A 12,234-nucleotide genomic window follows, 5' to 3' on the forward strand; every position below is an offset into this window, starting at 1 on the left:
AAAGTATGTCTAACTGTGATCTATCATAGATATTTGATTCCTATTACTTCAAGTTTTTTTAAATCATTTGAAATTTCAATCTTGATATTCCCGTGTACGTCCAAAAGGTGGATAGTATTAATTGTTTGGTCAAATAATCCAACTTTTAATTTAATTTTCTGTAAATCTAGTACCTTTATTGTAGTTTTTTTACTGTAAAATTCATCTTTAATCAATGGGTGGTAACATAATATTTCTTTAGCAATAAAATTTTCAATTGAATTAGAAGTATCAGCATTAAAAAGTATCCATTTGTTTTTCAATTCCGCCCCTAAGTCTTCATCCTTAATCATAGTTGCAAAGACAGTTTCAGGATAGTCCTTCTTCTTCACTTCTATCCAACCATTGGGGTTTGAATCCTTTTTCTGAATAAACTTCTTATATGCTCTTGATGCATCATAGGCAGGGATGAATGTTTTGAATTTGAGTGTTTCATCAACCTCCGAATCTGGAATTAAAGACGATTTGGATTGTACCTGTTCAAAGTATGCCTCTGCTTCATGTACAAAGTCATCAAATGATTTAGTAAGGTCTTTTAGTTTAGACATTTGAACCTGAAAGACAACAACACCTTTGTAGTTTTCTACCTTGCCCATGCCAGGGACATTATTGAGTTCCAATAGCAGACGGTTCTTCTTGACGTTTGAAAATGCTTCACCCTTGATCTCAATGACATAGATGATCTTATTATAGAAGAATATGAAGTCAGGGTAATATTTGTGTGTACCGTACTCAAAGAATATGTTTCTTTCGTTACGAACCCAAAATGGCTCACCCTTAGGATTTATTTCAATCAAATGATTGATGTAATCTGCAAGTTGTTTTTCTGGCAATGAATCAAATTTGTCATAGTCATACGCAGAGTTTTCATAGCCATAGAAATAGTAACCATCTTTGATTCTGGCGATCAATTCTTTTTCGTCAGTGGATGATCTCAGTGTGTTTTCAATGTCCTTTTTACGGACTTTGATTTTTGTGGACTTAAACTCGTTTTGGAGTAACCAACTGTTTGACTCGGAATCTAGGGTGTCGAGATCAAGTTCAAAATATTCGTTTTCAACATAGTGGATGTAGAAGTAAACGAAACTGTCCTTAAACCTCTGAACGGCAAGTTTGTAGTCAATGTCATCGAGATTGTAAAAATGCAATCCTGATTCATTTAGAAGTTTGCCATACTCTTGAAAAATCTTGTAGGTTTTTGGTACGTCTGGAATAGGCTTTAATTTGGACAATACCCTGCCATAGATTTCTTTAATATCCTTGTCAGTTATTTCTAACTCATCATAATTCCAGTTTTGTTCTTCACCCATTTTATGAAAGGTCTTTTCATCTGTGAAAAGATCAACTTCTGTGAAGAAGCTCTCCGGGGTGTATTTAATAAAACTTGCTGGTTCTTCCGCTATTGACCTATTAAAGCAATTGGCGGTTGTATAATCTTCTATGATCTTATCATAGTTTTCAATAACGTCCTTTATTGATACTCCCTGCTTCCGTTTGAAGTCTATCTTAATTCTAGGAATCTGAATGCCTTTTAACCTTTCCTTTTTTACAGGATTGTCGATGGTATGTTCTTCACCACGTTCCATTGAGAACGTTTTGTCATTAAGGCCAAACTCATGTTGTATTTGCAAGACAACCTCCTCAAAAGAAGCCCCTTTATCACAAATGATGTGCAGCTTCTCAGAGTGGGTGAGAAGGTCATTGTCATCAACCTCATCGTGTTCTCTTTGCTCTTTATTTAACCTTACCCCACGGCCAACAATCTGTTTGACAGAAGTCTTGAAATCAGTTGCCTTATCATTGATTACCACCATTGAATATATGTTAGGCATATCTATTCCCTCATTGAGCATATCAATGAAAATGACTATCTCAACTTTGTTCTTTTGAATATCATCAAAAGACTTTTTGACCAACTTGTCTGATTGAGAATGAAGCAATATTGAATTAGAAGCACATTCGCTAATAGCTTCTTGTAATTTGGAGAGGTCTGAACCAAAGTCAGACTCATACATTTCAAGTATTAGATTGGTTGTTTCAGTATCTTCTTTCTTTGCTTTTTCAATGATTACTTCTAGGCTGCCAGTGTCATTGGATAGTTCTTCTTTAATGTACTTCTCGACCTTTTCTGCGAAAGTTATTTCATTCTTTACCTTCACGAATCCAATACACTTTAAATCACGACACTTAATGTCCTGAGTAATGGCTTTCTTTTTTAGAAGATGTACCAGGAAGAATGTTTGGAGCTTATATTTTTCAATATCAGATAGCTCGTTTGCTCTGCCCTTTGGCTTGGATTCTTCGCCTGGAAGAGCTAAGACCTTTACTCTTTTTCCATACTTATCCTCTAGAAATCGTTTAATGTCATACTTGTAGACAATTGTTTGATTCTTCTTATTCTTGTTGGTCTCTGTTTCTACTGCTGTAGCGGTAAATTCAACTACCGCCAAGGGCTGAAATTCGTTGATTACTGATTTCGCTTTTCTGCTCTGGGCGTGGTGTGCTTCATCGGTAATTATGATCAGATCCTCATTTGCTAAAAAGTCCAAAAGACTTATGGTATTGCCTTCTTTGTCTTTCCAGATTGAGCCTTCCCAATTCTTCTTAGTTTGAGTTGCATTGGTTCCAAACTTGTCAATATTGAAAATGAAGATATTGGCGTCCGTATCTGAGTGATAAAGGTCTTTTGTGTCTTTGAAGTTATCACCGTTAATCAAGTTGAATTTGAAAGGGATGTCATCATTCCAAACCGTGTCTTTGCTGCCTTTGGTAAAATTTCGAATTGTCTTTTTATATATCTCCGTAGAAGATGGGGTCACTATCAAGAAGTTCTTGATATTATGCATCTTAAAAAGGTAGTAGACCGATGCACCCATGAGCATGGTCTTTCCTGAGCCAGTAGCCATCTCAAAGCCTATAAAGGGGGCTTTGCGACCTGTTTCACTATTTACCTTCTCTAAAAGAGGTTTAATGTGGTCATAATTTTTCTGACGTAATAGGTTTTTCTGAACATCCTCTGGTGATCTGCAAACATCAATTGATTGCTTATAGATATGATGAAGTGTATAAATAGCTTCCTTTTGGTAGTAGCGAAGTGGAAACTTAGTAACTCCCGATTCCAGCGATTTTAAAAAGGAGGCGTCAGGAGATAACGAATCAAATAATACCGTATCTGAAGGCTCAATTTGAGACTTAACATCTTCTAACTTGGAATTCAGAACACGTTGAAACTGCTGATAATAAGGTTTTTCTACTTTCTTAGCCATAACTACCTTTCTAATTCAGCAAATACTGCATGTGGAACTTTGATTATATCTAAATCTTCGGGAATAGTGTCTTGTGCAATGTCAATTCCTTTATTGGTGTAAATGACAAGTGCTTTGAAGTCATCTTGCTTTCTCAGTGTAGAATAGATTGTTTTTACCTCTTCATTGTTGATAGTCAGATTAGAGTCTTTTGGGTCAGCAAGAAATGCCACTCCATATATTGATTTATTGTTATTAGAAATCTTGCCTAGTGTTGGTTTATCCTTTTCATCCTGAAATAATTGCGATGGGAACAGGTTAATATCATCTTGTATAATGAAGTCATAGGAAAGAAGGAGGGATTCCTGTATAAACTTCTTACCTAATAACCAATTAAACTCACCCTTTCCAGTTTCGGAATCAACGCTGATAATCGACTGACCTAGATGATAGTACTTGAAAGAACCACCACCTTTCCATTCAGATTCTTGAGAAATTCCACTTTGATCTGAACCATCCAATATTGCTGTTAGTCTTGGGATTATGAGTGTATCACAATGGTCACCAATTTCTATTCCAATCCATTTAGCTCCCATTTTATGTGCAACTGAAATAGTAGTTCCTGACCCACTGAAACTATCCATTACAATATCACCAGGCATAACGTTTGCAATTTGAAGCAGTCGTTTAATTAACCTTTCTGGTTTTTTGCTCTCACTAAAATTAACACCGCCTTCTGCAGAAATTCCATTATAAGGGATGTCCAACCAAATATTAGTCAACTGTTTAGTAGGAGTTATTTTTCCATCAATATTTTTAACCTTATTAGAATAGAAATAAACTTGGCGCCCATTGTAAGCATATTCGATTGCTCCGTTATCACGGGCTAGCTTCACAAACTCATTGGCTTTACTCTTTGATTTGTTCCTCAACTCTATTATATCAGAACCAGCATCATTTCCTATTGCGGTACCTTGAAATACTGACCTGGCGTTTTTAATAGCAAACTCTGAAACAAGAGAATTAAATACCACTTCACCGAGTGCCTTTTTAGCGGCACGAGTGTTTTCATGCCCCTCACGTTCTGCAATGAATTGGTTAACTCCAATTACTTCCCATTTGGTGTAATAGGAATCAATGTTTTTTATATACTGATTGTAACCAAAATCATGATCCGAGGAGACATGAATTGTTTCGTATTTATATTCTGATTTGGATTTTGCATACATTAGAATATACTCAGCACCATCGTACGGTGAAGGATTAACCGTTTTGAAACCCGATGGGTCAGAGGTCTTTATAGTGAAAAAATTCACAAAATTGTGTTTACCAAAAACGTCATCGAGGAGGAGTTTTAGATGGAAAATAAATTTCTCGTCTAGTTGAATAAATAATACACCATCAGATCTAAGGAGTTCCCGAAGTGATGAAACTCGATCACGTATCATTGTCAACCAAGTTGACGCTTCGAGATTATCTTCATAGTGTTCAAACGCTTTACCGGTATTATAGGGAGGGTCAATGTAGATGCATTTGACTTTATCCGTATCAGCTTTGTCACTAAATATCTTCTTCAAACTGTTTAGGGCTAAGAGATTATCCCCTTTGATAAGCATGTTGTCTATATCGTTTGCTTTTTCTTCAACAGTAATTTCTTCTACTTTAAATACTTGACTGGTTCCAGGAATAGATCCGGCTTTATCTACTAAAGAGGAACGATACGCTTGTTGAAATGAAAGAGGTCTGGACTCTTTGACTCTGATGTCGTCACGATCTACCCAATAAGGCGTATTACCAACACCATTTTCTGAGGACAGATCATAGAAAAGTGCTTCTTCCTTGTTAATCCAGTTTATACGAGGAGAAGGTGTGTCTGAGGAAGATTTAATGTCATTTTCACTAAGGCTAATGATAGCCTTTTGTTTGTTAAACCACTCAAGGGTTAATGATCCTTTGTATTGCTTTGCCATTTTTGACTTTTAATATCTTTTGTTTCTTCTTTTCCTTTTATCGTAACCGTACCTTTTGCCATATAGCCAAAGGCCAACTAATCATGCTGCTATTGCTAATATTATTTCATACCACTCCATATTTTAAACTTTTGCACCCGAACATAGCTTCCGTTGATAGCAAGATGCACAGGCTTTAGGATCATGGGTTTTGTCCAATTTATTATCTCTTATATCATTGGCTGAACTCACGATTTTAGTTTTAATTTCTGCAATCTTGTCGTTCGCTAAAGGTTGTGTATGTTTTCTATGTTGCTCTTCATCAAGCGAGAAGATTTGTAAGTAATTAGCAGTTTCACCCGTTAATTCTTTGTAGCCAAGTGCATACATGGATAGCTGCTCCATGGTTATTTCTCTAGCTTGTACATCATCTTTGCTCTTAAAATCTACAATGGTGGTAATGAAGTTGCCGTCCAGGTCTTTCTTCTTTATCAAATCCATTCTGCCGTTGACCATTATTCCGTCACCCAGGTCAATTTGAATTTCCTTTTCAGCGTATTCTATACTGTCAAAATCTTCTCTGTTCTCCGCTAAATAATCATAGCTAACCTGAATGGAGCTTTCTCTAACATCTTCAAAGATTTGATCATGTGCATAAGGTAGGTGAAGGTGTCTATCAACGTATTGTGCAATTTGTGATTCATCAATAGTTTCCCCATCTAAGTGTCTCCGGTGCATCTCCATTAGAATGTTATGCAACGACTGACCGTAACCTACTTGTGCGGAAATAGGCTGATTGAAGCCATATAAAGAAATCAATTTGAATCTATAAGGGCAATCAAAATAAGCTTTGAGTACAGAGAAATTTAGAAGTATTGAGTTGGTTTCTTTCTTGGATTCTGGTGTAGCTTTTAGCTTGTCAGAATAGTCAAACGAGGTTGTAGATATTAGGTAGTCTGAATTACTGATCTCTTTACAGAAGACGGACTCTTTTTGATATAATCGGTTTTCTTTCGACCTAGATACAAAGAGATACTTTTGAGAACGTGTAATTGCCACATACATAAGTCGTCTTTCGTCCTCAACATTGGTTTCATACCTATATTGATCTTTAATCAATTCCTTATCAATGAAATGCCAGATCTGTTTGCCTCCTGGCTTTTTAACAGGGAGGTAGTTTTTGTTCATGCCAGGAATAAAGACTACTGGAAACTCCAATCCTTTAGATTGGAATATTGTCATTATTTGTACGGCATTTGGTGTTTTGTATGAGTTATTTAGCCAGCCTTCTGGATAGTAACCGTCTGCTGAATACCTCAGAAAGTTTAGAAATCCTCTAAGGCGATATGAGGGTTTATCGGTAAAGTGAATAGATTCAAAATCATTAATCATTTGGCTGAACATCCCAAGATTGTAGAAAATCACCTCGTTAATCTCATTGCCAATTACACCGTCATGACCAGGGTCAAAAAATGTTTCTTCCGTTAGTTTTGCATTCTCTATGAAATCCCAAAATATCCCCTGAATAGAGAAGGTGGCATAATAGGTTTTCGGTTTAGGTTTTTTCTTGGCTAATTCAGCAATGGCAAAATCAAGGCTTTCTTCATCAATATTGTCCGATACTGATTCCCAATAAAGCTTTAAGGAGTCTTCTTCAAGTTCGTCACTTAGAAATTCATATAAAGCTCTTGCAGCCTTTATCTCAGGTCTTTGAAAAAGCTCATTAACTCCACTAACTACGAATGGTATATTGTTGTCTTGTAAAGCATGCATTATTGACTCAGCCTTACGCCAGGTGCGGATAAGTATAACCATGTCAGAATAATCAATCCCCCTTAGCTTGGAGTCTTTTTTATCCTGAAAGGCAATGCCTTCACTTTCACTACGAACTTTTCGTATAGTATCTACTATGAATTGGTTCTCTTGATCTAGTTCATCAAACTGATTGTATATAATGTCATTCAAGTCATATTTCTGGTGACCTGAGGCATTCATTATTTTTGGAAGCCTGTCTGTATTATTGAGGATGCATTTTAATGCGGCATCAATTACACCTTTAGTACTTCTGAAATTATCTTCCAACTTGATGTAGTGAACGTTGGGATACCTATCACTGAACGTTTGAATGTATCTAACATCTCCACCACGCCATTGGTATATTGTTTGGTCATCATCACCAACTACACAAATATTAGCTCCCAAGCTTGCCAGATTAAAAATAAGTTCTTCCTGTATTGGGTTAACATCCTGATATTCGTCTACAATTAGATATTTGAGTTTTTCCTGAATCTTATTTTTGAAATCGGGATTGTTTCTGAGGTTTAAGATTGCCTCAGTCATAATCATAGTGAAATCGAAGTATGCACTTGACTTTAATGTTTGCTCATACTTCCCCTGAGCATCGATCCATTCCTGATCGAGTTCCTTTCCATCCGTAATTTCAGCCTCTCTAAGAATACTCATGATGGCTATGAAACGGCCTGTATCAGTGTATCTATCCATACCAACATCCGCCATCCCAATTTGCTGATAGTGCTTGTCAATAAACAACTTCAACTTGATCTCATCAAGAACTGAGAACTTTTGGTATTCATAGATATTATCCTGAATAGCTTGCAGGCACCAGGAATGTATCGTACCAATATACATTTCAGCAAGACCTTGTATGTCTCCTAATTGCTCACGACACAATTTGAGGACTCTAGTTTTTAGTTCCGCAGCAGCTTTTTCAGTGTAAGTGAATGCTATTATGTTCGAAGGGTTAACATCATCCTTTGATTTCAAAATGTTAACTATCCTCTGAGATATAACCTGCGTTTTGCCTGATCCAGCACAAGCAATGATCTGAAGATTCTGATCGATTGTGTTTATCGCTTCCTCTTGATATTTAGTGTATTGCATCATTGCTTTTTGCTTTCTATTAATTTCAGTGCTTGCTCTGCCAATGGTTCCCCTTCAATTGCATCATCTATTTTGTCTGCTAGCCATAGTATGATTAACTCATCCTTTTTAGCTGAGAGTGCTATTCCTGCTTTTTCAACTAAATCTCTGTTAGCTCTTCTGTCCCCACGCTCAATTTTGCTTAGTAGGGCAGTGTCTATTTCTAGCGTTGCTGCCAATTGTCTCAATAGAAGTTCCTTCTCTTCTCTTAATTCTCTAAGCCTTGTCCCTAAGTAATTCATTTGCTATTCATTGACTTGACAAATATTGTCTAAAGATAAAAAAGAAGTATGAATTTAGCAAAGCCAAATATATAGAAATATAATTATTAAATATCTGAGTTAGGTAATATCAGAATTTTTTAAAGATATTTGAAAGCTTAGAAAAAAATAATTATTTGAATTAAATAATTAAGGATGTTAGAGTAGGGTTTTATTTCAAATAAAGTAAAAATATAGTCTAATATTAATAAAATAGTTTATTTCATGCTTAATAATTTGTGTTTTACAATATAAAAAAGTATTTTAATTGTTGAAATTATGTTTCATTATAAAAATCTTTATTATGAGTACGAAAAATTCAGTTTCTATTCAAATTCCAGATGAAGATCTTCAAATTATTAAAGATTCTCTGGAAAGACTCAAAACCCTTCTAGCACCTCACCTTATTGCTTTAAGTCCATCTGAAAGACAAACATTACCTAAGGTAAGTGATGGAACTATTCCATTTGTGGAAAAAGTAATGGATTATGCCCAAGAAGATACTCAATTTTTGCCTCCTTATCTAAATATGGAAGAGATGGACAAAGACTGGAAATTAGCAAAAGAATTTATGCCTTTGCTAAGGGATATACAGCAGATAAATAGCAATTTAAGTGACACCTTAATGATGGCTGGCTCAGAGGCCTATGTTGGTGCACTAAGCTATTATAATTCCGTTAAGTATGGTGCCAAAGTTAATGCTGTTGATGCAAAAGTTATTTATGAGGATCTTAAACAACGATTTGAAAAATCAGGAAATGGTTTATCAAATGATTCAGAAGTATAATCACGATAATTTAGCTTATGTCACCTACAATTAATTGATGGGTGCAGTCAAAATTCTTCAGGCTGGACCCATTTTATTTTACCTGATTATTAAAAAAACATCACTGTTAAATTTATATTACTGAGTACTTAAATGTTTTAGTTAGATTTTTTTATTTAAGGATAAGGTTCTGAACTTCACTTTTGTCAGTTTTTGCATTCCTTGATCATTTTTGAGCCTCAATTGTCTGCCAAAAAGATCAAATTTTATAGTTAATAAGCTCAAATACCCACTTCTGAACTGGACGATTGAATAAAAAAACCTGACATACCTAGTTCAGAAGTACCTCCCCCCACTTTCGAAGTCCCCTAATTTAGTTTATTAATCTGATAAACCCTGTAAAATTGTCAGTCTTTTCATTTTAAAACACTATGATTGTCATTTTTTAGTGAAAATAACTAATTCTAAGGTTCAAATCCCCACTTCTGAACCTCAGCAATTGAGTTCAGAACTTCAAGCTTGTCAGTTTTAGGTGGTACTCCCCACTTCATAAGTGGGGGAGAGGACTATTTAAGTGGGGGAGGGGACTTAAGAAGTCCCTCTTTTTTAATAAAGAATTTAAAACAGCTTTACTAAAAGTATATTTTAAGGACATTTTCCACCTATTTTAATTTAATATTTAGATGTCCTTCTTGGCCAATTTTATATTTAATTTCTTTATTTCACTCTGAAAATGAAAGGATTAATGAAAATTTAATATTTCTATAGCTTTTGATTTTTCTTAAAAATTATTAAATTTAGTAATGGATGAAATATTGGAATTATTAAAATTTATTGGAGGGGCTTTTATTCTTTTTTGGGTTAGTTTCAAATTAAGAGATTTGGTAAAAAGATACCCGAAAGATTAGGTGTGTGAAAAATTGCTTTTATCAATAATTCACTAATCAGGAGATGGACTTTAATGGTTAAAAATTGAGTATTGTTTTTATAGGTCAAATAACTCAAGTTTAAGTTTATATTTTGGTAAGGATACTTTTTTTTATAATATGAAAGTAAGATGTTTCGTTTTATTTAATGTGCGAATAGGCTAAAAGATTTCTTAATTTATAACAATGAAAATAATTATATTCACAAAAATGTTTATTTTGATTTTACTAAATCAAAACGTAATTGCTCAAAAAGCTAGGATTTATAATGATAAAGTTATTATTAGAAATAATTCAGATTATACTTTACGGTATATAGTTTCTAATATAAATAATATAACAGTTGATACACTATATATTCAGCCCAAGAAGGAAAGAACTTTGCTAAATGTTACAAGCGATAAATCTGATATTAGGAAATCAAATATTGTAATGGATTATGATTTAAATTCGTATAGACTGGATATTATGCGTGAGCAAAATAGGATAAGAAGAAATTCTAATATAATTGCATTTATAGTCGGGTTAGATGAGGCATTAAACGATGGGAAATTAAAAAGCGCTATTGATGTAATTAAAGCGGGTATTTCTGATGGTTATAAGGGTAAAAGTTTTGATGAATGGTTTTTAGAAATTGTTGAAATATTAGAAAAAAGGAAGTTATATGATGAAATTGACGATCCTCTAATTAGGGGGCTTCTTGCTTATACTATTGAATTAGAAAAAACAGGAGAAAATATAAATGTTAATTTGGAAGAAAATATTCAAATGCTAGGGTATAACAAAAAGATTAAACTTTCTAATTTATTAGTCACAAAATTATTCAATCCTGTGAGTCTCGAATTAGGATTTCCTGTAGGTGAAAAGTATAAGTATATAGGGCGATCCGATTTTGATTATGGTGATTTAATTTATCCTATAATTCCTTACAATATTAAATTATTTTTTAATTTTAAACAAGATTTAGGTATTAATGGAGGAGTAAAATCAATTGTTCTATCATCAAGTCAATCTAGTTTTTTATATGATTCTTCCAGTGCTGATTCTGTTTTTTCTGATAATAAAGGCTATTCTTTTAGAAATATAGATTTGTCATACGGATTGGAAGTTCCTCTTAATTTTAATAATAACCAGTATAATCATGATTCGAGTTTTGCTTTTAAATTTGCTTTTGATTTTGGTATTAGTTCAACCTTTATAAATAGGTATTCATATGAGATGCATGATAGCAACATTGAATCAATTTCAAAGAACAGTTCTTTTCAAGATTTTTCCTTATATTATTTTGCTAGTTTTGCATCTAAATTAAGTTTTAAGTATATTCAAGTGTTGGCTAGGTATACTATTAATTCGAATCCCGACTATTATCGAAGCGTTTTTAATGTCGGATTATCTGTTCCATTGTTTTATCATACAAAATATTATTAACTCCATCAAGCTGGGAGATTTACTCACTACATTCTTGTATTCCTAATCTTCTTTGAAGAAGTGAATCCTCTTTAGGTCATATGCAATGACATACTAAAGCAGTTCCTAGTAAATGAAAATTTAAAATTCTGACCATTATAAGGCTAATGCTCGAAAATGGCCTCCAAACTGATCCAAGCTTTGTTCTATAAACGGTTAGTATTTATTTGTAATTCCTGTGGAGATAAACTATTTTAAATTGTTATAAAGGCTTATCAAATCTACGATTAGTAAATGTCGTATTTTTTAACAAATTGGGAGGTAGGCTTGGGGATGTGTTTTCGAGCAAGAAATGGATGTGATGAATTTTTCGTATCATGCAAAATTTAATAAACGATCCGGGAAAATGCAGTTTTGGACACATGAAAACCATGCTATTGAGCGGTTTCAACCATAATTAATCGAAAGTAGAATGAAATATATTCATGAGAATCCGGTAAGGGCAGGAATCGTAGAAAAACCTAAAGAGTATAGGTGTTTAAGTGCCAGAATCTAGTCTGAGTTATAGGGTTTAATAGCCGTGGATTATTGGTAATTCCGTCCATCTTCCAATTGCAAATTGGAAAAGATTGTAGGGTGTAGTTACAAGCCTAGACCCAGCTCACGAAGGCATAAACTACACCTAACTGGGGCCAATATCCA

The 12,234-nt window shown here is 34.1% G+C and carries 6 protein-coding genes; 2 read left to right on the forward strand and 4 right to left on the reverse strand.

All coding sequences use genetic code 11. From position 1 onward, the window contains the following. Positions 1-23: 23 nt before the first annotated feature. The 4 genes from CA2015_RS14615 to CA2015_RS14630 all read right to left on the reverse strand — a co-directional run bounded on the left by CA2015_RS14615 (position 24) and on the right by CA2015_RS14630 (position 8,415). A complete protein-coding gene (locus CA2015_RS14615) occupies positions 24-3,305 on the reverse strand; it encodes a DEAD/DEAH box helicase family protein (RefSeq protein ID WP_048642566.1) in 3,282 nt (1,093 codons plus the stop codon). Between the two features lie 2 nt (positions 3,306-3,307). After that, positions 3,308-5,254 carry a site-specific DNA-methyltransferase gene (locus tag CA2015_RS14620; RefSeq protein WP_048642567.1) on the reverse strand — a complete coding sequence of 649 codons (1,947 nt, stop codon included), beginning with the start codon at positions 5,252-5,254 and terminating at the stop codon, positions 3,308-3,310. A 123-nt stretch (positions 5,255-5,377) separates the two neighbouring features. Then, a complete protein-coding gene (locus CA2015_RS14625; RefSeq protein ID WP_048642568.1) occupies positions 5,378-8,137 on the reverse strand; it encodes an ATP-dependent helicase in 2,760 nt (919 codons plus the stop codon). After that, positions 8,134-8,415: a helix-turn-helix domain-containing protein gene (locus CA2015_RS14630; RefSeq protein ID WP_048642569.1), complete on the reverse strand. Its 282-nt coding sequence runs from the start codon at positions 8,413-8,415 to the stop codon at positions 8,134-8,136. Before CA2015_RS14630 ends, CA2015_RS14625 begins: the two co-directional genes overlap by 4 nt. A gap of 322 nt (positions 8,416-8,737) precedes the next feature. Here CA2015_RS14630 and CA2015_RS14635 point away from each other — a divergent pair, with 322 nt between their 5' ends. Both CA2015_RS14635 and CA2015_RS14640 read left to right on the forward strand, forming a co-directional pair. Beyond that, positions 8,738-9,220: a hypothetical protein gene (locus CA2015_RS14635; RefSeq protein WP_048642570.1), complete on the forward strand. Its 483-nt coding sequence runs from the start codon at positions 8,738-8,740 to the stop codon at positions 9,218-9,220. 1,091 nt (positions 9,221-10,311) lie between these two features. Next, the gene (locus CA2015_RS14640; protein ID WP_157470485.1) at positions 10,312-11,553 is read left to right on the forward strand and encodes a hypothetical protein; all 1,242 of its coding nucleotides are present in this window, start codon (positions 10,312-10,314) and stop codon (positions 11,551-11,553) included. Positions 11,554-12,234: the final 681 nt, after the last annotated feature.

It is taken from the genome of Cyclobacterium amurskyense (genome assembly GCF_001050135.1).
Classification (GTDB): Bacteria; Bacteroidota; Bacteroidia; order Cytophagales; family Cyclobacteriaceae; genus Cyclobacterium; species Cyclobacterium amurskyense.

Bases quoted from the DNA above. Each gene is read 5' to 3' on its own strand.
- CA2015_RS14615 (WP_048642566.1), bottom strand. From the start codon at position 3,305: ATGGCTAAGAAAGTAGAAAAACCTTATTATCAGCAGTTTCAACGTGTT.
- CA2015_RS14620 (WP_048642567.1), bottom strand. From the start codon at position 5,254: ATGGCAAAGCAATACAAAGGATCATTAACCCTTGAGTGGTTTAACAAA.
- CA2015_RS14625 (WP_048642568.1), bottom strand. From the start codon at position 8,137: ATGATGCAATACACTAAATATCAAGAGGAAGCGATAAACACAATCGAT.
- CA2015_RS14630 (WP_048642569.1), bottom strand. From the start codon at position 8,415: ATGAATTACTTAGGGACAAGGCTTAGAGAATTAAGAGAAGAGAAGGAA.
- CA2015_RS14635 (WP_048642570.1), top strand. From the start codon at position 8,738: ATGAGTACGAAAAATTCAGTTTCTATTCAAATTCCAGATGAAGATCTT.
- CA2015_RS14640 (WP_157470485.1), top strand. From the start codon at position 10,312: ATGAAAATAATTATATTCACAAAAATGTTTATTTTGATTTTACTAAAT.